Here is a 23,909-nt window from a genome sequence, read left to right on the forward strand (position 1 = left end):
CAGTTAAGAGTATGCGCTTAAAACTGCTGTGTGACCGCAGCCACATGCGGCCATCTCAGAGAGGAAACTTGCGCCATGATCCTGGATGCCTTCCGACTGGACGGTCGCGTTGCCATCGTCACCGGAGCGGGCCGCGGCATCGGCGCGGCCACCGCGCTCGCGCTGGCCGAAGCCGGTGCCGACGTTGCCATCGCCGCCCGCACCCCCGAGCAACTCGACGAGGTCGCCGGGAAGATCCGGGCACTCGGCCGCCGTGCTGTCACCGTGCCGGCCGACCTTTCCGACCTGGCCGCGGTGAAAGCCTTCGCCGACACCGCTGCCGCCGAACTCGGCGGCATCGACATCGTGGTCAACAATGTCGGCGGCACCATGCCCAATACCTTCCTGACCACCTCCCCAGAGTTTCTGGAGGAGGCTTTCCGCTTCAATGTGTCCACCGCGCACGCCCTCACCCAGGCCGCGGTGCCGCACCTCTTGAAATCGGACGGCGCATCGGTCGTCAGCATCTCCTCGATGTTGGGCCGAACCGCCGGCCGTGGCTTCCTCGCCTACGGCACCGCCAAAGCCGCCCTCGCGCACTGGACCCGGCTGGCCGCCACCGACCTGTCCCCGCGCATCCGCGTCAACGCCATCGCGGTCGGCTCGGTCCTCACCTCCGCACTGGATGTCGTCGCGGAGCAACCGGAGATCAAGGCCGCCATGGAAGGCGCGACCCCGCTGGGTCGACTCGGCGAACCATGGGAAATCGCGGCTGCCATCGTCTACCTCAGTTCGCGTGCGGGCAGTTACGTCACCGGCAAGGTTCTCGAGGTGGATGGCGGCATCGAAAGCCCCAATTTCGAAATCGGCCTGCCTGACCTGTGATCCACTCCCGCACAAAGGATCTGATATGACCTACCGCGTCATCCAAGGGAGCACCTGACCGCCACCGACCTTCCCTTGACTACCGGCCGCAGGCTGATGTAGCCGGGAATCGAGGCTCGATCCGGCGACTCGACGCCTGCCGAATCTAGAACACGTTATAGTTCGACTAGAACACGTTACAGTCGGCGGCGATGCGGTCGGCCTCTGCTCGAAAGGTGATACAAGTGCGTGCCTGGGATGATGCAGCCGATGTCGTGGTCGTCGGATACGGCGGGGCGGGGGTGGCCGCGGCGCTGGCCGCGCGGGAATCCGGCGCCGAGGTCTTGGCCGTCGACCGGTATCTGGGTGGCGGTGCCACGGCACTGTCCGGTGGCATCATCTACGCGGGCGGCGGCACCTGGGTGCAACGCGACGCGGGCATCGACGACGACGTCGACAATATGCTCGCGTATCTGGAGGCTGAGGTCGGTGACGCCGTGAGCGCCGCGACGTTGCGCCGATTCTGCGAGGAATCCCCGGCGATGATCGACTGGTTGACCGAGCACGGCGTTCCTTTCCAGCCCTCGGTGTGCCCGTACAAGACGTCCTACCCGACCGATGACTACTACCTGTACTACTCGGGCAGCGAAAACTCCGGTGGCTACCGGGATCTCGCGAAGCCGCGCCAACGCGGTCACCGCGCCCACGGTCCCGGTGTCTCGGGCAAGGCGCTGTTCGGGCCGCTGGCGGAGTCGGCGGCCGGGCACGGCGTTCGCGTCCGGACCGGTACCAGGGCTACTCGGCTCGTGGTCGAGGACGGGCGTGTGACAGGGATCGAGGTGGTCACGATCGACGGCGCGCCCGCGGCGGTGCGCCGTCGTTTCGCCGCCCTCGCGCGGCTCTCGGCGAAACCTGGTGTGTATCACCAGGGTTTGCGCCGGGCGGTGGAAGCGCTGCTGGCTCGGATCGAGCGCAAATACGGCCGGCCGGTCAGGATCCAGGCGAAAACCGGCGTTGTGCTCACCACGGGTGGGTTCATCGCGAACGGGGAGATGGTCGCTCGGCACGCCCCCGCGTATCCGTGGTCGCAGGGACTGCCGCTGGGCAGCGCCGGTGACGACGGCAGCGGCATCACCATGGCGCTCGACATCGGCGCGGCGAGCGGCAAGATGGACGCGCTCTCTACATGGCGTTTCATCGCTCCGCCCAGCGCCTTTTTCGGCGCTGTCGCGGTGAATTCCCTTGGCCGCCGCATGATCGACGAATCCCGCTATGGCGCGGCTTTGGGCGCGGCCATCGCCGCCAGTCCTGGTCACCGCGCCTGGTTGCTCGTCGACGCCGAACTCGAGGCCGAGGCCCGCAGCCAGATCGGTGCACAGTCGGTGTGGTTCCAGCGAATGCAGACCGAGCGTTTGCTGCGGATCGGGCGCGTCTCCGGCAGCACCGTCGAAGAGGTTGCCGCACGTGCCGGGATCGACCAGTCCGCGCTGCGCGAAACCGTGGACGCCCACAACCGGGCCATCGAAGACGACCGCCCCGATCCGCTGGGTAAGCCCGACGACATCCGTCGTCCGGTTCGCACCGGACCGTTCGCCCTGCTCGACATCTCGTTCAAGGCGCGGGTCTCCTATCCCATGCCGATGCTCACCCTCGGCGGTCTGCTGGTGGACGAGGACACCGGGGCTGTGCGCACCGAGGACGGGGGAGTCGTCGTTGGGCTCTTCGCCGCTGGGCGTGCGGCGGTCGGGGTCTGTTCGAACTCCTACGTCAGTGGGCTGTCGCTGGCCGACTGTATTTTCTCCGGGCGCCGGGCGGGCACCCATAGTGCCCAGCCGCTACTGCGCAAGTGAGGACACCAGGGTAGGACCAGCGCCAGACCGGACGGTCGTTTTTACGAACGGCCTAGCCTGACGCACCGGTCGGCCGAGGGTCCGCAGGGACGCGGGACGAACATCGAGCCGACAGATGACGTCGATGCTGCGGCCGTACAGAGGTCGCCGTCCGGCTGGCGGACGGCGGCTACGACTACACCCTCGTCGAGGAGGACTTCGGACGCAGCATCCGGGTCACCGATCCCGACGGTGTCGTCATCCAGATCCAGGAGATCGACCCCGAAACCGTTCGCCGCTCGCAAGCTCGGCTCTGACCCGGACGTGCGGCCCGGCGCCCTGGTGCGGCGCCGGGCACGGAACTCAGTCGGCGATGCGGTGGGTTCCGTCGCGGACGGTGCCGACGAACTCCTCGATCAGGTCCTCCAGGGCGACCACACCGACGGTGTTGCCGCGACTGTCGACCACCCGTCCCAGATGGCTACTGGTGCGGCGCAATCGGGCCAGCGCTTCGTACAGCGGAGTCCCGGTGCTCACGGTGGGCAACGGGCGGATATCGGTGCGGGGGATGACGGTGTCCGGGCCCGCGTGGTCGTCGGCGACCTCGTCGAGGACGTCCTTGATGTGCAGGTACCCCACCAGGGAGCCGTCGGAGGCGCGGACCGGGTAGCGGGAGAACCCGGTTTCGGAGACCGCTGCTTCGACCTCGCCGAGGGTGGTTCCGCTGCCGATCAGTGGCACCGATCTGGCTCGGGCCAACGGCACCATCACATCGCCGACGACCTGATCGGAGGTGCCGAGGGCCTGGGTGAGCCTGCGGTGTTCCTCCTCGTCGAGGAGTCCTTCGGAGCGGGATTCGCCGATCATCTCGGCCAGTTCCACCGTCGATACCGTGGCGTCGAGTTCGTCCTTCGGCTCGATCCGCAACATCCGCAGCGTCATATTGGCGGCGAGGTTGTACAGCGCGATCAGCGGTCGGGCGATCCGCAACCACATCAGGTGGATCGGCACCAGCAGCAGCGCCGAGCGTTCCGGACCGGCGAGAGCGATGTTCTTGGGCACCATCTCGCCGAGCAAGATGTGCAGGATCACCACGATGGTCAGCGCGAGCGCGAAGCCGACCGGGTGCAGCAATTGCTCCGGCAGACCGAGCAATTCGAACGGACGCTCGATCAGGTGCGCGATCGCGGGCTCGCCGACCCGGCCGAGCAGGATCGAGCAGATGGTGATGCCCAGCTGGGCCGCGGCCAGCATCATCGACAGGTTCTCGCCTGCCTCGATCACCGTCTGCGCCTTCTTCTTCCCCTGTGCGACAAGGGCTTCGAGGCGGTCGCGGCGGGCCGAGATGAGCGCGAACTCGGCGGCGACGAAGAACGCGTTGCCCGCCAGGAGCAGGACGGTCAGCAAGATTCCGAACAGATCACCCATGAGTGTGCTCCCGTGCGGAGAGGTTGGCCGCGTCGACGGGGATCAACCGCACCCGGTCGATGCGTCGTCCGTCCATGCGTTCCACCCTGGCGATCCAGCCGCCACCGGCGCCGCGCGATGCGGGCAGCACCACTTCGTCAGCGGTCACCGGGATGCGGCCGAGCTTGGTCAGTACCAGCCCGCCGAGGGTTTCGTATTCGCCCTCGGGTGCGTCGTAGCCGGTCGCGCGCGACACCTCGTCGATGCGCAGCAGACCCGAGCAGTCCCAGCCGTCGGAGACCCGGCGCACATCGCGTTCCTCCTCGTCGTGCTCGTCGCGCACGTCGCCGAGGATCTCCTCGATCAGGTCCTCCATGGTCACCATGCCCGCGGTGCCACCGTATTCGTCGACGACCAGCGCCACCTGCATGCCGTCGGCGCGGACCCGTTCGAGGACTTCGTCGCCGTCGAGGCTGGCGGGCACGATCGGCACCGCGACGGCCAGCTTGCTGAGCGGGATCTGCTTGCGCAACTCGCCGGGATGGGTGAACGCCTGCTTGACGTGCACCACCCCGAGCGTGTTGTCGAGGTCGCCGTCGATCACCGGGAACCGGGAGTAGCCGGTGCGCGCGGAGGCGGTGATGAGATCGGCGATGGTGTCGTCGCGGTCCAGCGATTCGACCTTCACCCGCGGTGTCATCAGGTCCTCGGCACTGCGTTCACCGAATTCCAGCGAGCGGTCCATCACCAGCGCGGTGCGCTGATCCATCGCGCCACGCATGGCGGAGGTGCGCACCAGTGAGCCGAGTTCCTGGGGCGAGCGGGCCGAGCGCAATTCCTCGGCGGGTTCGATGCCCAGTCTGCGGACGACCCAGTTGGCGGAGCCGTTGAGGAAGCGGATGAGCCACTTGAACAGTGCCGAGAACCCGACCATCGGGCCCGCGGTGAGGCGGGCCACCATCATCGGCTCGGCGATGGCGATGTTCTTCGGTACCAGTTCGCCGTAGATCATCGACAGCGAGGTGGCAATGATCAGGGCCAGCGCCAGTGCGATGCCGTGCGAGGCGCTTTCGCTCACACCGATGCCGCTCAGCAGCGGATCGAGCAGGCGGGCCAGCACGGGTTCGGCGATGAAGCCGGTGATCAGGGTCGTGATGGTGATACCGAGCTGGGCGCCGGAGAGTTGGAAGGACAGGGTGTGATGGGCCTGTTTCACCAGTCGTGACCGGGTGTCACCCTCGCGGGCGGCCGCTTCGACGGTGCTGCGTTCCAGTGCGGTCAGAGAGAACTCGGCGGCGACGAACAGTGCCGTTCCGAGGGTGAGGGCTACGAAGCCGAGCAGGCTGAGCACGGTCAGAACGATGGACATCCTCAGCACCACCCGAGTGGTGCGGCAGGGAAACCGGGAGATCGAACAGAGGCTGCGGAAAGGAGGACGCCGGGTTTGTCACCCGGCTCCGTAGAGGAGCCCTCCTGTGTGGCGCCCTTGGACGCGGGTGACAACTGGATCCTTTCGAGGCGGGGGTAGAGCAGGTGCCGTGATCGGCAACCCCATAGTAATCCGTGCCCACCCATGAGGTGTCAGCGGCGGCGCCCGGCGACGACGACGGCGGCCGATCGAAGGATTCGATCGGCCGCCGCGTGTGGAGTTCACCAGCCGCGGGGCAGCGGCCTGCCTTCGGCGAAGCCCGCGGCGGACTGCACGCCGAGCACGGCCTTGTCGTGGAATTCCGGCAGTGAGCGAGCACCGGCGTAGGTGCAGGAGCTGCGCACACCCGAGCAGATGTGGTCGATGAGGTCCTCGACGCCGGGGCGCTCGGGGTCAAGGCGCATCCGTGAGCTGGAGATACCCTCTTCGAACAGCGCCTTACGGGCGCGGTCGAAGCTGCTGTCGGCGGCGGTGCGGGCGGCGACGGCACGCTTGGACGCCATGCCGAAGCTTTCCTTGTACTTGTTGCCGTCGCGGTCGATACGCAGGTCGCCGGGGGACTCGTAGGTGCCCGCGAACCAGGAACCGATCATCACGTTCGACGCGCCGGCGGCCAGTGCGAGGGCCACGTCGCGGGGGTGCCGAACGCCACCGTCGGCCCAGACGTGCACACCGAGTTCCTTTGCCGCGGTGGCACATTCGGCTACCGCAGAGAACTGTGGGCGACCGACCCCGGTCATCATCCGGGTGGTGCACATGGCGCCGGGGCCGACACCGACCTTGATGATGGTCGCGCCCGCCGCGGCCAGCTCGCGGGTGCCTTCGGCGGAGACCACGTTGCCCGCGACCAGCGGCAGGCCGAGGCCGAGATCGGCGACAGTGCGCAACGATTCGAGCATTTTGGTCTGGTGGCCGTGCGCGGTGTCGAGGACGAGCACGTCGGCGCCCGCCTCGGCCAGTGCCTTCGCCTTGGCGGCGACGTCACCGTTGATGCCGACGGCGGCCGCCACGCGCAGCTTGCCGTCGGCGTCGACGGCGGGGGTGTAGATGCCCGCGCGGACGGTGCCGGTGCGGGTCATCACGCCGGCGAGAGTGCCGTCGGTGTTGGTGAGCACCGCGAGCTGGGCGTGGGCTTCGGCGAGGCGGTCGAAGATATCGCGCGGGGACGCCTCGACGGGCACCTGGACGAAATCGGTGACCGCTACCTCGCGCAGCCGCGCGAACCGGTCGACATCGGCGCAGGCGGCCTCGGTCACCACACCGACCGGCTTACCACCCTCGACGACCACGACGGCACCGTGCGCACGCTTGTGCATCAGCGCCACCGCATCGGACACCGAACGGTCGGGGTCGAGGGTGACGGGGGTATCGGCGGTGAGCGAGCGGCTCTTGACGAACGCGATGGTGTCGGCGGCCGCCGGAATCGGCAGGTCCTGGGGGAGCACCACGAGGCCACCGCGGCGAGCGACGGTCTCGGCCATCCGCTTGCCCGCTACCGCGGTCATGTTCGCGACCACGAGGGGGATGGTGGTGCCTGACCCGTCGACGCTGGCAAGGTCCACATCGAACCGGGACGCGACATCGGTCCGGTTCGGGACCAGGAAGAGGTCGTCGTAGGTCAGGTCATACGGCGGCTGGGGTCCCGGAAGAAATCGCACTTGATTGATAGTAGCCCTGTGAGCACCGCGGCGTGGGAATCCCCGCAGCGCGTCAGCGTGCGGGCTCGTCGGTGACCGCTCGGGTGTGGCACAGAGCCACCGTCGCCGCGCACATCACCATGACGCAGGCGCCGACGACGACCAGGCCGAATCCGTCGGTGCGTAGGTGCTCGTCGAGGGCGGTGAGACCGAGGAACGCGGCGGCCAGCGGTTCGGCGATGGTGGCCGCGGGCAGCGAGGCAGCGAGGGGTCCGGCCTGGAACGCGCGCTGTTGCAGGTACACGCCGAGCAGCCCGGCGGCCACCAGCATCCAGGTCTGCCAGCCGCCGAGGACCGCGCCGATCCCGTCGCCGAACAGGGTGACCACGCGATCGGTGAGTGCGGCGGCCGTGCCGAACAGGGCGCCACCGGCGAGACCGAGAGCGAGCGCGCGTCCCGATGGGCTGGTGATCGTCAGCCCGGTGAGAGTCGCGGCCACGATGGCTCCGAGCAGAATCGCCAAGGGCACCAACCACTCTCGGAAGGGCGCGGTGTCCTCGCCTGCCGTCGGTCGCCCCACGATCAGGAACAGCGCGAGCGCCGCGACGAGGATCAGTGCTGTCGTGGCGGCACGCGCGGTGATCCGCTGCCCGTTGAGCCGCGCGGACAGCGGGAGCGCGAAGACCAAGGCGCTCACCAGGATCGGTTGGACCACCAGCACCGCGCCGAACGCCAGCGCGAGCACCTGCATCGCGTAACCACCGGCGTCGCCGACGACGCCGGACCACCAGCGTGGGCTGCGGAGCAGGCTGCGCAGCAGGGACGTGCCTTCGGGCACTGCCGCGGCCGCCCGCTGTTGCGCGACAGCGGCCAGCGCGATCAACATGGCCGCGATCAGCGCGCACACGATGGTGGCGATCTGATGGTTCGTCACGGGCTCAGTGTGCGGGATCCGATCCTGGTCGGCGCTGATCTACGAGCGGAAAGTCGCGATGTTCGGGCACCCGGAAAAAGACGCGTGGCCGAACCGTAATCGGTTCGGCCACGCGATAATTCAGTTTGCCGTGCGGTTGCGGGTCACGGCCGGAGATGCCGGACGCGCGGCACGACGACGAGAATTCGTCGGCGTGTCGCCACTGCGGGCGTGTCCACCGGTCCCCGCGGGCTTACGGCTACGCGACTCGTGTGCCGGACGCTCGCGGCGCGGTGCACCGCCACGTCCCGCCTCGGCGGCAGGCGCGCCACCGGTGCGCGGACGACGGGTCCGCCCGCCACCGGCCGCCGACCTGGTCGGCTGCGCGGGTGCGGCGGGTGCGGCCAGTGCGATGCCGCTCGGCTTGCGGGCGCCGGTGATCTCCACCAGGTTCCGGTCGCCGGGGCGCACGTCGACACCGTCGGTCCGCACGCCCGCCTTGCGGGTCATCGCGGCGACGTCCTTGCGCTCCTCGTCGGTGACGAGGGTGACCACGACACCGTCCTCACCGGCGCGCGCGGTGCGGCCGGCGCGGTGCAGGTAGGCCTTGTGCTCGGCGGGCGGGTCGAAGTGCACGACCAGCGAGACACCGTCGATGTGGATGCCGCGCGCGGCGACATCGGTGGTGACCAGCACCGGAACCGAACCGTCGGCGAAGGCCGCCAGGGTGCGCACGCGGTTGTTCTGGGCCTTGCCGCCGTGCAGCGAGCCCGCGTCGACACCGGCGCCGCGCAGCTGCTTGGCCAGGCGGTCGGCGCCGTGCTTGGTGCGCACGAACATGATGGTCAGGCCCTCACGGGCGGCGATCTCGGTGGCCACGGTGCGCTTGATGTTCTTGTCGCGCACGTAGAGCAGGTGGTGGGTCATGGTGCTGACCGATGCCTCGGGGGGCGCGGTCGAGTGGGTCACCGGGGTGTTCATGTAGCGCTTGACCAGCTTGTCCACGTCACCGTCGAGGGTGGCCGAGAACAGCAGACGCTGACCCTGCTTGGGGGTGCGGTCGAGCAGGCGGGTGACCTGGGGCAGGAAGCCCATGTCGGCCATGTGGTCGGCCTCGTCGAGCGCGGTGATCGTCACGTCCGACAGGTCGGCGGCGCGCTGCTTGATCAGGTCGTCGAGCCGGCCGGGGGTCGCGATGAGCAGGTCGACACCACGCGCGAGGCGATCGGCCTGACGCTTGATCGGCGCTCCACCGACGACGGAGGCCACGCGCAGGCCCAGCGAGCGAGCTGCCTCTTCGAGGGCCTTCTCGATCTGGGTCGCGAGTTCGCGGGTCGGCACCAGCACGAGGCCGCGCGGGCGGCCCGGCTTGGACTGCGAGCCCTTGGCCAGGCGGGTCAGCATCGGCAGGCCGAAGGCGAGGGTCTTACCCGAGCCGGTCGGGCCGCGGCCGAGCACGTCGCGCCCGGAGAGGGCGTCGCCGATCGTGGCCGCCTGGATGGGGAAGGGCTTGTCGATGCCCGCGTTGCGCAGGGTCTGCACCAGTTCGACGGGCAGGCCTAGTTCGGCGAAGGTCGGTTCGTTGGGCACGGCAGAGTTGGTCAAGGTGGCCTTTCGTTGGGCTGCGAATCGCGCCGAACGATGATCGGCGCCGATTACCCGAATACACGCCTCGGCGTGGACGGGGTGCGGCCCAGCAGGAAGGACCGGTCTCCCAGGATAGGCGTGTTCTGCCTCTGTTGGGTAAACAGGCTGGTCAGGTAAGCGGTTGTGGCAACGTCTGTTCCGCCGCGAAACAGCGAGCGACTGCGCGATCGCGGCGCCGCGAACGCGGGGGAGCGGGGACGGGGGATCGCCAGGTCAGCCGTGGAAGAGCCGGTTGAGTTCCTGTAGCCACGGCACCGCGACGGCCAGTGTCGGCACGACCAGAATCGCGGCCGAGCCGAGGTAGGCGGCGGTGGCGACTCTCACGTCTCCGGTGCTGCTCGCGAGGCGTTGGATGCGGATCAGCGTGCTCGGTCCGCCCGCGGCGAGCGCGCCCTGCGGTGCGGTGGACTTGGCGCAGGCGATCAGGGCGCGGGCGAGGGGCTTGGGGCCGGTGACCTTCACGGCGGAGTCGTCGGCGAGCAGTTCGATCAGCAGTTTCACCTGGCCGAGCGCGGCCTTGCTGCGGACCACCCGGGGAAAGGCCTCGTGGACGGCGGTGAACGCCTCGAGCACCAGATCGTGGCGGGCGCGCAGATGCGAGCGTTCGTGGCTCACGATGGCGGTGACCTCGGAGTCGTCGAGGCTGGTCAGCGTCCCTTCGCTGATCACGACCCGCTGGCGTAGGCCCGGCAGGCAGTAGGCGATGGGTTCGGTGGCGGCCAGCACCCGGATATCGGCGGCGCGGCGCACCGGGCCGCTCTGATCGAGCAGGTCGACCAGCATGCGATGGCGGGAGCGCCGGCGCCGGGTGTGCACACCGACGCGCACGATGGAGAACATCAGCCGCGCGCCGACCATCAAGGTGAGCGCGAAGACCAGCACATACACCGTCCACAGCGGCAGACCGAGCGCGTCGATCTCCTTGGTGGGCGAGGTGGTCGGCCTACCGTCGGGGCCGGGGACCAGCAGCAAGCTGGCGATGGCCAGCCCGGATCCGAAGGCGCTGAGCACCGCGGCCAGCGCGATCGCCTGCCACAACACCAGTGCCGCGCGCGGGCTTTTGTGCACCCAGGTAGCGCGACTGAGCAGCGCTGGTACCGGCCCTGCGAGAAGCAGGGCGAGACCAGCAAAGACTGCCGCGGTTGCGTTCATCGACTCTGCTCACTGCGTTGTGGGACCAGGGGCACTCACCCCATTGTGAGAGCCGCCAGGGAGTCTAGCCGCTGTTTTCGTCGGATTCGAGCTTGGCGAGCGCCTCGCGCAGGGCATCGGCTTCGTCCTTGCCGACCTGCTCCACGAAGTGCACCAGCGCCGCGGCGCGACTACCTGCGGCGTCGGCCTGTTGCAAGGCGTCGACCATCAGGCTCGCGACCAGTTCGTCGCGGCTGTGAACCGGTGCGTATCGATGCGCGCGATCGTCGCGTCGCTGTACCACCAGATCCTTTTTCGCCAGTCGTTGGAGCACCGTCATCACCGTGGTGTACGCGAGCTCGCGCCGCGCGGCCAGCGCTTCGTGTACCTGCCGCACCGTGAGTGGCTCATCGGCCGACCACAACTGGTCCATGACCGCTTTTTCGAGTTCGCCCAGACCTGCCATCCCACCGATTTTACGGCCTCAACGACAAACATGCGTACTACAGATTGTCGTAACGGGGTGTTTGCTGTGTGTCATTCGTCATAGCCGGCCGCGCCGTGCACGTGTCGGGTGCCGATCGGGACGATCATCGGGCGCCCCGAGACCGGATCTGTCAGCACTGTGGCCTCGAGCCCGAACACCGCGGCCAGCAGGTCGGCCGTGACGATATCGGCCGGTTTGCCCCGCGCGACGATCTTGCCCGCGCGCATCACCACGAGCTCGTCGCTGTAGCGGATGGCGAGGTTGAGATCGTGCAGCACCATCACCACCGTGCGCCCGTACTCGGCGTGCAGCCGGTCGACGAGGTCGAGGACTTCCAGGGAGTGCGCGAGGTCGAGGTAGGTGGTTGGCTCGTCGAGGAGCAGGATGTCGGTGCCCTGGGCCAGCGCCATGGAGATCCAGGCGCGCTGACGCTGGCCGCCGGAGAGTTCGTCGAGGGTGCGGTCGGCCAGGTCGGCGATGCCGGTCTGCGCCAGCGCGGCGGCGACCTCGGTCTCGTCGTCGGCCGACCACTGCCGCAACCAGGACTGATGCGGATGACGTCCGCGCGCGACGAGGTCGGCGACGGTGAGTCCTTCGGGCGCGACGGGGGTCTGCGGCAGCATGCCGATCACCCGGGCCACGTCCTTGGTCTTCATCGACGAGATGGCCTTACCGTCGAGCACCACCTGGCCCGCCCGTGGGCGCAGCAGCCTGCCGAGTGACTTCAACAGTGTCGACTTGCCGCAGCCGTTGGGGCCGATGACGGTGGTGACCACGCCGGGCGCGATGTCGAGGCTGAGCTCGTCGACGATCACCCGCTCGCCGTAGCCGAGGGAGACGGCGTCGGCGGCGAGGCGGCGGACGGGGCTGGTCATGAGAGCGTGGCCTTCCGGTTCATGCGGACGAGCAGGTAGAGCAGGAACGGTCCACCGAGCGCCGCCGTGACGATACCGACCGGCAGATCGACGGGAAGCAGCGCGCGAGAGATGATGTCGGCGCCCGCGACCAGCGCGGCGCCGGTCAGTGCCGAGGCGATCAGCGGTTCGCCCGGGGTCCGCAGTGCCATGCGGGCGATCTGCGGCGCGGCGAGCGCGACGAACCCGACCGGCCCGACGGCCGCGGTCGCCACCGAGGCCGCCACCACCGACGCCCCGATGAGTAGCGCCTGCTGTGACTGGATTCGCACGCCGAGCACCCGGGTCGACTCTTCGCCCAGACGCAGTGCGGCCAGTGTCCGCGCGGACACCAGCGATACGACGGTCACGACCGTCAGCGCGAGCGCGGCGGGCACGACCCGAGCCATATCCGCCGAGTTCAGCGACCCGTTCAGCCAGACCTGGGCACGCGCGGCGTCGGTGAGGGTGGCCCGGGTGAGCAGCCAGCTGATCACCGACATGAGCACCGCGTTCACGCCGATGCCGATGAGGACGAGACGGAACCCGGTGACACCACGGTCGCCGCCGCGTCCTCGTCCCCAGGCCAGGAGATAGATGACGACGGCGGTGAGCAGTCCACCGGCCAGCGCGGCGAGCGGTGTGCCCACGGTCGCGATCAACCCGGTCGTCGCCCCACCGCTGCCGACCAGCACCGCGACCGCACCCACGCTGGCGCCGGTGGTGATGCCGAGGACATCCGGCCCGGCGAGCGGGTTGTGCAGGATCGATTGCATCAGCGCGCCGGAGAGGCCGAGCGCGGCGCCGACCACGACGGCCGTGAGCGCTCGCGGTAGCCGCGATTCGATGATGATGAAGCGTTGCGATCGGGAACCGCCGCCACCGAGCACGTCGAGTACCCGTCCGAAGGGGATATGGGTGTCGCCGACGGCGATATCGAGGCAGAACAGCAGGAATACCGCGACCGCCAGCGCCAGGACGGCACCGAGCAGCACCGGCCGCAGGACCAGCGACACCGGCCCGAACCGCAACGCGGGACGCACCTTCCGCAGCCCGGCCGGTTCTGCGACCGCGTGATCTACGGCCGCCGTTGGATCGATCTGATCGGTGCCCACCCGGCCGGTGCCCGCACGATCGGCGTCGCCCGAATCGGTGGCGGTGTTCGATTCGATCTTGCTCACAGCGACACCAACTTCTTGCGACGCACCAACGCGATGAAGAACGGCGCGCCGACCGCGGCCAGCATCACCCCGACCTGCAGTTCTCCCGGCCGCGCGATAACCCGCCCGGCGATATCGGCCACCAGCAGCAACAACCCACCCAGCAGCGCCGAGTAGGGGATCAGCCACCGATTGTCCGGCCCGGTGATCGTGCGCGCGATGTGCGGCACCACCAGCCCGAGAAACGCGATCGGCCCGACCGCGGCGGTCGCGGCGCCGCTGAGCAGCACCACCGCGCACAACCCGAACGCCCGCGCCCGTCCGACGTCGACCCCGAGCCCACGCGCCACGTCGTCACCGAGGCTCAGCAGATTCAACCCCGGCGCCGCCGCGACGGCCATCGCCATCCCGACCACCAGGAACGGCAGCACCTGCCAGAACACCCCGGCCTCACGCCCGTTCACGGTGCCGACCACCCAGAACCGGTAGGTGTCGAGCGCCGCGTTGTCGAGCACGATGACCGCGTTCGTCATCGCCTGCAGGAACGCGGTCACTGCCGCGCCGGCCAGCACCAGGCTCAGTGGACTCGCTTTGCCCCCGCCGATCGAGGACACCCCGAACACGATCACCCCCGCGATCGCCGACCCGGCGAAGGCGAACCAGATGTACTGCGCGGGCGCGGTGAAACCGAAAAGAAAGATGCTCAGCGCTGCCAGAAAGCCCGCGCCCGCATTCAGTCCTAACAATCCGGCATCAGCGAGCGGATTCCGGGTATACCCCTGGATGAGCGCGCCCGCGACGCCCAACGCCATCCCGGCGATCAGGGCCAATGCGGTGCGCGGCAGACGAAGCTCACGCACGATTTCCTCGGCGGTGGAGCGGGCCGGGCAACGGAACGGGCCGCCGTCGCAGCCGAGGGCGTGCGAGACGGCGTCGAACACCGTGGTGGGTGCGAGCGAGCGGGTGCCGATGGCAATGCTCGCCACCACCGCCACGGTGAGCAAGACAACGAGCAGCAGAAGCCCGGTCAGACGACGACGTCTGACGGTGCCAGGGTGGATCACGGCGACGAACTTCTCCTGCCTCGAAACCGGACACGACTTGTGAAGTCTGGTAAGCCTAACCTATGTTCCGAGACATCATCGTCACGGGAACCAACGTTCGAGGAGGTTCGATGTCCGAGCCCGTCACCACCGCCACGTCCCGCACCACCGCCGCGTTCGACCGCGCCTGTGCCAGGTTGCAATCGCTGCAACCCGAGCATCCGCGGGTGTACGCCGTCGCGGATATGAGCGGGCAGGGCAAACGGCGATGGTGGCATGTGCCCAACGGGCTGTCCGAGGGCCGCGTGGAACTGATGTACCGACGCCACGCCGCGGAAATGATCAACGACGAGATCGCCGCCGAAGTGGTGGCCACCGCGCTCATCCACGCCGTAGCGGGCCGGGTCACCGCGCTGTTCGTCATGGACGCGCAGGCCTGGGACCCCGGCCGTGACAACCTGTGGATCCACCACGACAACGACGGCGGCATCGACTGGGCAGGGCTGACCGACACGACGATCCGCGTCGTCGACTCCGACCCTGAACCCGGTGCGGTGGCCTTCCCCTGCGAAGCCGCCATGGCGGTCTGGCTCGCCCAACGCTGCGCCTCCTCGCTGATCCCGTTGCAATCGGTTCTCACCCGCTGCTCCGGCCTGCCCGCTCGCCGTTTCTGGACTCTCGTCGGTGAATCCATCATCGGCGCTGCGACTTACGTCCCCGACCTGGCACGCGCCGACATCGCCGCGGGCGCGCGTCGCGGCCAACTCGTGCTCGGTGCCTTCGAGGAACGCGGCCTCCCGGTTCGCCGCAGCAGTTGCCTGCAGCGCTAGCGAGAATAACCTGGACGGTTGATCATCAGGATGTCGGATGAGCATTCGCTGAGCGTGAATCTGCGAAGCAGCCCACTGATCGAGGGCCAGATCGGTTTGCTCTGGCCCTCAGGCGCCGGGCGGGGCCGGATTTCCGAGGGCGTGCAGGGCGGCGGCGAGTTCGCGGAACGACGCGAGGATCAGCTCGTCGTAATGGTCGGGGTCCGGCATCATCGCGGCGTTCGTCGTGATCGCGATGACGATCTCGTCACCCTGCGAGCTGATCAGGTGACGCAGGCCGTCGCCGTCGAGAATCGGCAGCGAGCCGACCGCTCGGCGAACCGGCCTGCCACAGAAGATCAGGGTGTCCGTCACCGGCGGCACGTTGCTGATCGTGGTGTTGCAGAACGGCACCGTCGCCGAGTCGTCGAAACGCCGTTGCGCCCTTGCCCATCCGGCGGCGCGCAGTAGCAGGGCAGGTGCCGTCTCCACCCGCAGTTCGGTGCGTTGCACCACCGGATCGGCGGTGCGTTGTTTGGCACGGCTCGCGGACTGCTTGATCGCGGTGAGCCGCTGGATCGGGTCGCCGATGTCGGTGTGCAGGTCCACGATCATCTGGCTGAGCTGATTCGCCGAATCCCATTCGGCGACACCGCGCATCGACATCGGCACCATCGCGGCGAGCGAGCCGTCGGGCACCTCGTCGTGCTCGGCGAGGTAGGTGGCCAGCGCGCCGGAAATCGTCGTCAGCATCAGGTCGTTGATCGTGACCCGCTGTGTCGCCGCGCCTTTCGCGGCGAGCACCTCCGACATCGGGATCGGGACCAGGTGAAAGGTCAGCGCCGCGTCGATGTCGCGGTTGAACCGGGTCGCGGGGCGCAGCGGGGCGGGATCGTGGACCGTGCCCGCGTCGACCAGCGCCCGCAGTTCCTCCCGCGCCACCCGCGCGCGACGCAGACCGGCGCCGAAGCGCACCGGCGCCGACGCGAGCGCGGCGGCCGTGCGCACCGCGGTGGTCAGCGGCCGTGCCATGTCCAGCTGGACCGAAGGCGCGGATCGCGTGCCGAACAGGCGCTGCTCGAGCGCTCTGGTCGCGACCCCGTCGCCGGCGCTGTGATGGAACTTCAGCACCACGATCGTGGTTGTGCCCGGCATCGCCGGTACGCCCTCGACGCGATCCAGCACGTGCACTTCCCACGGCGGTCGCGTCAGATCCATCCGGGCCGAGGTGATCTCGGCTATCCGTGCGCGGGCGTCTTCCCAGGTACCAGGGCCCTCCAGGGTGAGGTGGTCGCGCACCGACAGGTCGGGATCGGGCTCCCAGTACGGCAGATCGAGGTCCATCGGTACGTGCCGCAAGCGCCGGTGGAACAGTTCGGCGTGCCCGATACCCGCCCGCGCCCAGTCCAGCACCTGCTCGAACGTCAACGGTGGGTGCCCCGACGAGTCGGCGAAGTAGACCGCGACGATGTTCGACAGGTGCCGGTCGGTCTCGTCGTAGACGAACACCGCGTCGCGTGGGCTCAGTCGCTGGGCGCCCACCCGGAGTTCGGCGCTCATATGCCCAGGGCTGTCGCCATCATCGGCCAGGAGGCGTGGAGGTCGTCCTCCCAGTAGCCCCAGGAATGGGTGCCGGTCGGGCGGATGTTGTAGGTGATATTCGTGCGGCCGAGTTCCCGGGTCCGCTGCGCCAAGCTCGCCGTGCAATACGCTGTCGCGGCTTCGATACCGCCGCCGACGAGCATTTGATTCGTCAGAATCGACGTCGGATTCTTTCCGTTGATATGCACGCGCGGATTCGACAGCGTGTCGTGTGGCCCCGGCAATCCGGTGCCGGCGGAAATATAGATCGGGATGTTCGGCAAACGATGAGCTTGCACGTAGGGATCGTGCTCGCGCCACGCGGCGTCGGTCTCCGGTCCCCACATGTTCTCGACATCCCCGCCGCCCATCCGCACGACGAGCGAGACGAAGGCTCGGCCGATCGGATCGCTGGTCATCGCGCAGCCGCTGTAGGCGGAGATGCTGCGGTACAGGTCAGGTGCCTGAATCCCGAGATCGAGGACCGAGGTCCCCGCCATCGAGATGCCGGCCAGGGAGTTGATGCCGTTGGTGGCGAAGGCCGCGTCGATCACGGGCGGCAGTTCCTCGGTCAGGAACGTGGTCCACATGTTGTTGCCGTTGTTCTCGAGGTTCTTCGCCAGGCCGGGGTCCGGTCGCTGCCAGTCGGTGTAGTAGCTGAACGCGCCTTCCATCGGGATGACGACGTTGACGTGCTTGTCGGCGAAGAACCCACCGGCATCGGTCTGTCCTGGCCAGTTGGCCGAATCCTCGCCGCCGCCCGCGCCGTTGAGCAGGTAGAGCGTCGGTGCCGGGACCGAGGTGTCGACCGGTCGCAGCACTCGCAGCGCGATCGTGCGATCCATCGCGGGGGAGTAGACGCTGATGTCGGCGACCTGGTTGGCTTGCGTCTGGCTCACCAGGCGCGCGCCGGGCGCGGCTGATGCCTGCGCGCCGTCGACGAAGACGGGCGTCGAGGCCACCGCCAGGACGCAGACGGCCGACATGATTGCACGGAGCATTTCGTTCTTCATGGGTTGCGAGCCTGCTGACTTCTCGGGCGGGAGCGGGGGTCGGCCGCGATGGCCGACCCCCTCACCGCGCTGAACTACCTGCGCTGGAACTACTTGCCCGGGGTGGGCGTGCCACCGCTCGCGCTGATCAGCGCCTGGATGAACGGCGTGACCGCTTCGCTCAGGCTGCCGGCGCCGGTCGCCATCAATTCGTACAGGGAACCCATGCTTAACTCCTGGTGGTGAGGTGAATCAGGCTCGCCGAGCGAGCCGAAGTGCTGTTGCGGCTGGGATTACGGGAAGAAGGCTTCTACCGAACCCAGGAAGACGCCGAGCAGGCCGTCGCCTTCGGCCGCGGAACCCAGTCCGGCGATCGCGGCCATCATGATCTCTTCCAGTGAACCCATGGTGAATCTCCTTGCGTGATATGAGAAGTGATATCACAGCCGCGTAACCACTGTGATATCGGGAATGCGGTTGTCTGTTCCAGCCGGTGGTGGCTAGATGCCGCCGGAGGGTGGGGAGCCGCTCGCGCTGAGCAGCACGTCGACGAAGGGCTGTGCGCCTTTACCGAGGCCGGCCATGCCCGTCGCCAACTATTCGTAAAACGATCCCACTTGGTACTCCTGACGGGGCCGATTCAGCGTTGGGCAGAATCGTCAGGTGTCGACGGGTTGTCGAACTACGGGAACAAGGCTTCCACCGAGCCCAGGAAAGTCCCGAGGAGCAGATCGCCCGAGTTCGCGGACGCCATTCCGCCCAGGACGCCGAGCAACGGCTCCTCGAATGAGCCCATGCTGTATCTCCTTGCACAGTTGTCCAGCCCCCAAAACTGGGGTTTCCCCTCGGTTCGGGTGGGTATCACAATCAGTAGCTGATGTGATGCCCGTAACGTAGCGCCGTCGCCGGAGTGTGGCAACCCGATGTTTCACTCAGTGTGATTTGTTCATTTTTTTCATTCCTGATGGAAGCGTCTAGATGGTTGCCGCGGCGTTCGATCAGACTGCGTGCGACCTGTAGTTACTGCGACTGTCTGGCACAGTAACTGAGCGATTCGTTGTGAACGGCCTCGTTCGCCGCGGGCGTGTCAAGGGGGATTGATATCAACGGCAAATCGGGATGATCTGCGGCTACTTCGAGGCGCTCGTAAGCGGACTTGATGCTCGGCGCGCTGCGGTTCGCGAGCGGTTGTGTTCTGGTTGCGGTGGTCGAATCGGTCATGTTGGTGTAGCTGCAGGTTGTCGGGCGGTTCGCCAGGGCCTGACTTCCCAGCGGTTGCGACGTTGCCGGGAATCCTCTTATTTCTCATGGCCGCCGACGGTTCATCATGTGCATTAGCTATCAAAATGCGGCGTTGACACGGCGCTGGGAAGTCGGTAGTAATGGGTCGGGGGCGGGCCGGGAATCGGCCCGCCCCCGACTGCATTACCGCGTATTACTTACCCGGCGTCGGCGTGCCGCCGCTGACCGAGATCAGCGCCTGAATGAAAGGCAGAACGGCTTCGCTCAGGCTGCCCGCGCCGGTCGCCATCAATTCGTAGAGGGATCCCATGTGTCTTCTCCTTGGGTGAGGGAATGATCAGCGAACTCGATTGGAGTTCGGCGATGTTCTTCGGGTGTAGCGTTTACGGGAAGAAGGCCTCGACCGAGCCGAGGAAGACCGCGAGAAGGCCGTCACCCTCGACCATCGAACCCAGTCCCGCAATTGCGGCCATCATTATCTCGGTCAGTGAACCCATGGCGAATCTCCTTGCATGATTGGTAAGCATCCCGCCGGAAAATGGGGGTACCGTCGACCGGGATGTGGATCACAATCAGATCTCTGTTGTGATGTGGACAACGTAGCTCCGCGCATTTTCTGCGGCAGGAAAATCGTGCGATTCGCGCAATTCGGACTGAGATCCTTCCCGGTGGAAGTGCCGGACGGTGTTGGTACCTGTCACTAAGGATCGCGCCGTGACCTGTACGGATGTCCAGTCCCGTCAGATCGACGGCGAACGGCCACGTTCGCCGCCGAATCTGTCAATCCCCCTGGAGTCGGCCGCGCCAGATGCGCGCCGGAATTCCGCTGACCAGATCCCGGCGCCGCAGCACCTGGATCCGCCACGGGTCGAGGCGAAGCACCTGGAAGGCCGGGTCGTCGGGTCCCTGCCAGAACTGCCCGGGGTCGTAGCCCGCGCCGGGCGGGCTGCCGTGCCGGTACAGGTCCCACACGTGTGCGCGCTCGCCGGGATCATCGGTCCATTCAGCGACCGTGTCGACGGCCACGGTGTTCTGCGCCGGGCTCCAATAGGAAAACGTGACGTGCGGATTTCCCGCGATGTGGGCGGCCTTTACCGGAGTGCGGTACGTCCCGAGCCAGCCAACCGGGTGGTCGGTATCGGTTTCCCAGACCGGAATCAGGACCCGCGAGCGCGGTCGGCCCTCGGCGTCGACGGTGGTCATGGTCGCGTAGTTGATGGCGCCGACGATGGCGTCGAAGTCGGGTTTGATATCGGCGAAAGTATGGACGTGGGCGCGCGTGCGGTTACTCACTGCTGCACCTCGACGTGTTCGAGCACGACAGCCGGAATCGGCTGCGCGGCCGGTCGTCCGGAGGCCGAGGGATCGGGGCTGTCGGTCACGGTGTGAGTCATGGGTTCACCGTGCACCGGTGGACTTCGGACGGACTCAGGATCGACTTCGGGCGTGCGCCGTGTGCAACGTGTGGGGGTCGGCGGCCCGGCCCGCGTCGAGTTCGGTGGTGAGCCGGTCGGCGCCGATGTCGGCGCCGATGCGCGCCTCGATCCGGTCGACATCCCCGCGTTCGGCCGCGGGCAGCGGAGCGCCGGTCGACCGGCGGAGGGTGTCGGCGGCGCCGAGTAGCCGAGCCGCGTGCGCGGAATACCCTGCGAGCGAACGCGCGCCGGCGAGACCTTCCAGAGCGAGTGCGTGGGCGCGGGGATCGCCGGTGCGCAGGGCGGAGTCGAGTCCGCGCAGGTGCCGGTGTTCGGCTTCGTCGGCGTCACCGGCGAGTTCGGCGGTGAAACCCAGTTCGGCGAGGATCAGGGCGGCGCCGAAATGCGATCCGGACCGCAGATGCCAGTCCAGCCAGGTGCTGAGGTACTCGCGGGCCGCGGCCAGATCGCCGCGGCGCCGGGCGACCAGGCCGAGCCCGAGTACCGCGGATTCTTCGCCGACGAGGTGTCCCTGATCGACCGCCACCCGACGGGCTCGCTCGTGGAGCTCGGCGCTGCGGTCGAGCTCACCGCGCAGCAGGGCGATCCGGCCGAGCGAGGTGAGCCGCTCGCCCACTTCGGTCCACAGCCCGAGTTCTTCGGCGGTGGCCAGCGCGCTGCGGTGATAGTCGCGGGCAGCATCGAGGTCGCCGGTCACCTCGGCATAGCTGCCGAGCAGGAAACCCGCGATGGCCTGGCCCCAGCGATCACCTACCCGCGCGAACAGATCCCGGCTCCGTTCGGCGTGCTCGCACAGCCCCATAAGGTCGCCGCGGGCGAACGCGTCCCGCGCCAGCGATACCGAGGCCGCCGCGATACCCCAGTCATCTGCGTTGTCGGCGAAGGCATTGCGCAGGTCGGTCGCGTCGTCCATCCCCTGCTGGGCCGCGAATCCGGAGTACACGTGCGCGAGATACCAGCGAGCGCGCAGCTCCGCCGGTGCGGGTCGCGCGGTGACGGCGGGCAGTGTGTCGACGGTGCGGCCGACACCGACTTCGAGCGCGTCGCGCCACAGCAGCGCCACCCGGCGCGCAGGGGAATCGGCCCCGCCGGGCACCGCGAGAGCGGTGCCGAGGGACCGGATGCCCTCGGCGAGGCGTCCCCGCATCACCCAGTACCAGGCGAGCGCGTTGACCAACCGCAACGCATCCGCGGATCTGCCCGCGGCACGGGCGGTTTCGAGTGCCCGGCGCAGATCGGCGGATTCGGCGTCCAGCCGAGACAGCCAGCGGCGCTGGTCGCCGGTGCGGAGGTGCTGGTCGGCGCCTTCGGCGAAGGCGAGGTAGTAGGCGAGATGCCGCAGCCGCGTGCCGGATTCCTCGCCGCTGTCGCGCAGCCGGTCAACGCCGTAGGCGGCGATCGATTTCAGCAGCCGATAGCGCGGGCGAACATCGGCGGCGGGCGTGATGATCAGGGAACGATCGACCAGGCGGGCCAGCAACTCCGCGACCTCGGTACCCGCGATAGCGCCACCCGCGCAGACCGCCTCGGCCGATTCCATTGTGCTGCCGTCGGCATAGGCCGAAAGCCGCCGCAGCACAGCACGTTCGGGCTCGTCGAGGAGTTCCCAGCTCCAATCGATCACCGCGCGCAGGGTGCGCTGCCGATCCGGTGCGTCCCGATACCCGGACGACAGTAGCGTGAAACGGTCCTCGATCCGGTCGGCGAGGGTGTGTACGCCGAGTGCGCGGACCCGGGTCGCCGCCAGTTCCAGGGCCAGCGGCAGGCCGTCGAGACGGGTGACGATGGTCGCGATCGCGGCGGCATTGTCAGCGGTGACGGTGAAGCCGGGTGCGCTCGAGCGCGCACGCTCGACGAAAAGCTGTGCGGCAGGCGACGTTTCCGCCGTCTCGGAGTCGCCCGAGGTTCGGGTGGCCGGCACGGCCAGCGGTGTCACGTGCCAGATGAATTCGCCCGCGATGTTCAGCGGGACCTGGCTGGTGACCAGTACTCGTAGATCGGGGGCGGTGGCCAGTAGCCGCGAGACGAGCGTGGCGGCGGCCTCGGCGACGTGCTCACCGTTGTCCAGCACGAGCAGCAATTGCTTGCCGCGCACCGCGTCGGCGAGATGAGCGAGCTGAGTTCCGTTGTCGGGCACCGGGAACGGGCTCGAACCCGCGGAATCGTCACGCACATCGAAGGCGGCCGCCACAACCTCGGTGAGTGTCGTCAACGCGCTGTCCGGGTCGGCACCGAGGCACAGCCCGGCGAGCTCGACGAACAACACGCCCTCACGCGCGGAATGCTCGGCGGCGGTGGCCGAAGCGAGGCGGGTCTTGCCGACTCCGCCCGGTCCGGTGAGGGTCACCAGCCGTTCGGCACGGATCAACGCGGCGATCGCGGCAAGGTCGTCGTCGCGGCCGATGAGCGAGGTCGCGGGCACCGGCAGTGCGGGGCGCGGTGTCACGGGTGCGGTGGGCGCGGGCCGAACCCGGGCGCCGAGGGCCGGATCCTGTTCCAGCACAGCACGATGCAGGGCGGCGAGTTCGGGGCTCGGGTCGAGTCCGAGTTCCTCGGCGAGGTGTTCGCGCAGGCGCCGATAGGAATCCAGGGCCTCGCCGTGTCGCCCCGACCGGTACAGCGCCAGCATGTGGGCGGCGCGCAGCCGTTCGCGCAGCGGATGTAGTGCGGTGAGCTCACCGAGTTCGTCGGCGACCTGATCGTGTTCACCGAGGGTGATCCGGGCCTGCGCGAGTTCCTCGACGGCCGTGAGTCGCTGTTCCTCGAGGCGCAGCACCGGAATCCGCGCGAAGTCGTGATCGGCGAGGTCGGCCAAGACCTCGCCGCGCCACAACGCGAGCGCTTGCGCGAGAAGCGTTGCCCGAGCGGCAGTATCCTCGCTCGCGCGCGCCTGGTGGAGCAACTGCTGGAACACCTGGGAGTCCACCGCGGCCTCGGCGACCTCGAGGAGATAGCCGGGGGAGCGCGACACCAGCAACTCCCGCCCGCCCGCTTCGGCGTCGCCGAGGACCCGGCGCAATTGCGAGGCCCGAGTCTGCAACGAACCCGCCGGGTTGGCAGGCAACGCCGTGCCCCACAGATCCTCGACGAGGCGGTCGGCGGGCACGATCCGGCCCGGTTCGACCAGCAGTGCGCCGAGCAGGACCCGCACCTTGAGTTCTGGAACCCGGACGGCTTGTCCATCGTCGGTCCAGACCGCCAACGGACCGAGCACTCCGAAACGCATGTCACCCACCCTAAACGGCCCGGGTATGAGTGCGGCGACGTGCGGTGCCTTGCTCGTCGACGGGATCTCACTGGGCATCTGCGGCACCGACCACGAAGGTGATGTGGCGGTCGCCAACACGCGCCTCGGCGCGGGTGGATTGCGCTGCGCCTCGAACACAGTGCCGGCGACGGCAGCTCGAGGTCGTCTGGAGTCGACCCGAAG

Annotated in this window: 17 protein-coding genes; 3 read left to right on the forward strand and 14 right to left on the reverse strand. The window is 68.3% G+C overall.

Annotated elements, in window-relative coordinates:
• Nucleotides 1-75 precede the first annotated feature (75 nt).
• Together ACFWO8_RS08710 and ACFWO8_RS08715 are read left to right on the forward strand one after the other, a co-directional pair.
• Nucleotides 76-864 carry an SDR family oxidoreductase gene (locus ACFWO8_RS08710; RefSeq protein ID WP_378946025.1) on the forward strand — a complete coding sequence of 263 codons (789 nt, stop codon included), beginning with the start codon at nucleotides 76-78 and terminating at the stop codon, nucleotides 862-864.
• A 224-nt stretch (nucleotides 865-1,088) separates the two neighbouring features.
• The gene (locus ACFWO8_RS08715) at nucleotides 1,089-2,693 is read left to right on the forward strand and encodes an FAD-binding protein (protein ID WP_378946032.1); all 1,605 of its coding nucleotides are present in this window, start codon (nucleotides 1,089-1,091) and stop codon (nucleotides 2,691-2,693) included.
• Nucleotides 2,694-3,035: 342 nt separating this feature from the next.
• Here ACFWO8_RS08715 and ACFWO8_RS08720 read toward each other — a convergent pair whose 3' ends face one another.
• The 10 genes from ACFWO8_RS08720 to ACFWO8_RS08765 all read right to left on the reverse strand — a co-directional run bounded on the left by ACFWO8_RS08720 (nucleotide 3,036) and on the right by ACFWO8_RS08765 (nucleotide 14,440).
• Complete coding sequence (locus ACFWO8_RS08720) at nucleotides 3,036-4,100, reverse strand: hemolysin family protein (protein WP_378946035.1); 1,065 nt, start codon at nucleotides 4,098-4,100, stop codon at nucleotides 3,036-3,038.
• Nucleotides 4,093-5,448 (reverse strand): hemolysin family protein, encoded by a 1,356-nt coding sequence (locus tag ACFWO8_RS08725; RefSeq protein WP_378946038.1) that lies wholly within the window; start codon nucleotides 5,446-5,448, stop codon nucleotides 4,093-4,095. The genes ACFWO8_RS08720 and ACFWO8_RS08725 overlap by 8 nt, the downstream gene beginning before the upstream one ends.
• 281 nt (nucleotides 5,449-5,729) lie before the next feature.
• Entirely contained in the window at nucleotides 5,730-7,166 is a 1,437-nt protein-coding gene (locus ACFWO8_RS08730) for a GuaB1 family IMP dehydrogenase-related protein (protein WP_378946041.1), read from the reverse strand.
• A gap of 52 nt (nucleotides 7,167-7,218) precedes the next feature.
• Nucleotides 7,219-8,079, reverse strand: a complete 861-nt coding sequence (locus tag ACFWO8_RS08735; protein WP_378946044.1) for a DMT family transporter — start codon at nucleotides 8,077-8,079, stop codon at nucleotides 7,219-7,221.
• A 120-nt stretch (nucleotides 8,080-8,199) separates the two neighbouring features.
• Nucleotides 8,200-9,663 carry a DEAD/DEAH box helicase gene (locus ACFWO8_RS08740; RefSeq protein WP_378946048.1) on the reverse strand — a complete coding sequence of 488 codons (1,464 nt, stop codon included), beginning with the start codon at nucleotides 9,661-9,663 and terminating at the stop codon, nucleotides 8,200-8,202.
• Nucleotides 9,664-9,918: 255 nt separating this feature from the next.
• Nucleotides 9,919-10,857 (reverse strand): M56 family metallopeptidase, encoded by a 939-nt coding sequence (locus ACFWO8_RS08745; protein ID WP_378946051.1) that lies wholly within the window; start codon nucleotides 10,855-10,857, stop codon nucleotides 9,919-9,921.
• A 64-nt stretch (nucleotides 10,858-10,921) separates the two neighbouring features.
• Nucleotides 10,922-11,311, reverse strand: a complete 390-nt coding sequence (locus tag ACFWO8_RS08750) for a BlaI/MecI/CopY family transcriptional regulator (protein WP_279537543.1) — start codon at nucleotides 11,309-11,311, stop codon at nucleotides 10,922-10,924.
• A gap of 62 nt (nucleotides 11,312-11,373) precedes the next feature.
• Nucleotides 11,374-12,198 carry an ABC transporter ATP-binding protein gene (locus tag ACFWO8_RS08755; protein WP_378946054.1) on the reverse strand — a complete coding sequence of 275 codons (825 nt, stop codon included), beginning with the start codon at nucleotides 12,196-12,198 and terminating at the stop codon, nucleotides 11,374-11,376.
• Nucleotides 12,195-13,316 (reverse strand): FecCD family ABC transporter permease, encoded by a 1,122-nt coding sequence (locus tag ACFWO8_RS08760; RefSeq protein WP_378946266.1) that lies wholly within the window; start codon nucleotides 13,314-13,316, stop codon nucleotides 12,195-12,197. The genes ACFWO8_RS08755 and ACFWO8_RS08760 overlap by 4 nt, the downstream gene beginning before the upstream one ends.
• A 77-nt stretch (nucleotides 13,317-13,393) precedes the next feature.
• A complete protein-coding gene (locus ACFWO8_RS08765) occupies nucleotides 13,394-14,440 on the reverse strand; it encodes a FecCD family ABC transporter permease (RefSeq protein WP_378946057.1) in 1,047 nt (348 codons plus the stop codon).
• Between the two features lie 110 nt (nucleotides 14,441-14,550).
• Here ACFWO8_RS08765 and ACFWO8_RS08770 point away from each other — a divergent pair, with 110 nt between their 5' ends.
• Complete coding sequence (locus tag ACFWO8_RS08770; RefSeq protein ID WP_378946060.1) at nucleotides 14,551-15,249, forward strand: hypothetical protein; 699 nt, start codon at nucleotides 14,551-14,553, stop codon at nucleotides 15,247-15,249.
• Between the two features lie 108 nt (nucleotides 15,250-15,357).
• On the opposite strand, the gene ACFWO8_RS08775 is transcribed toward ACFWO8_RS08770, so the two are convergent.
• The 4 genes from ACFWO8_RS08775 to ACFWO8_RS08790 form a co-directional block, all read right to left on the reverse strand.
• Complete coding sequence (locus tag ACFWO8_RS08775) at nucleotides 15,358-16,788, reverse strand: wax ester/triacylglycerol synthase family O-acyltransferase (RefSeq protein WP_378946065.1); 1,431 nt, start codon at nucleotides 16,786-16,788, stop codon at nucleotides 15,358-15,360.
• Complete coding sequence (locus ACFWO8_RS08780; protein ID WP_378946068.1) at nucleotides 16,785-17,810, reverse strand: alpha/beta hydrolase; 1,026 nt, start codon at nucleotides 17,808-17,810, stop codon at nucleotides 16,785-16,787. The genes ACFWO8_RS08775 and ACFWO8_RS08780 overlap by 4 nt, the downstream gene beginning before the upstream one ends.
• 2,013 nt (nucleotides 17,811-19,823) lie before the next feature.
• Nucleotides 19,824-20,336: a pyridoxamine 5'-phosphate oxidase family protein gene (locus tag ACFWO8_RS08785; protein WP_378946071.1), complete on the reverse strand. Its 513-nt coding sequence runs from the start codon at nucleotides 20,334-20,336 to the stop codon at nucleotides 19,824-19,826.
• Nucleotides 20,337-20,471: 135 nt separating this feature from the next.
• Nucleotides 20,472-23,705: a BTAD domain-containing putative transcriptional regulator gene (locus ACFWO8_RS08790; RefSeq protein ID WP_378946075.1), complete on the reverse strand. Its 3,234-nt coding sequence runs from the start codon at nucleotides 23,703-23,705 to the stop codon at nucleotides 20,472-20,474.
• Between the last annotated feature and the right edge of the window lie 204 nt (nucleotides 23,706-23,909).

The sequence above is a fragment of the Nocardia sp. NPDC058480 genome, from assembly GCF_042720495.1.
Lineage (GTDB): Bacteria > Actinomycetota > Actinomycetes > Mycobacteriales > Mycobacteriaceae > Nocardia.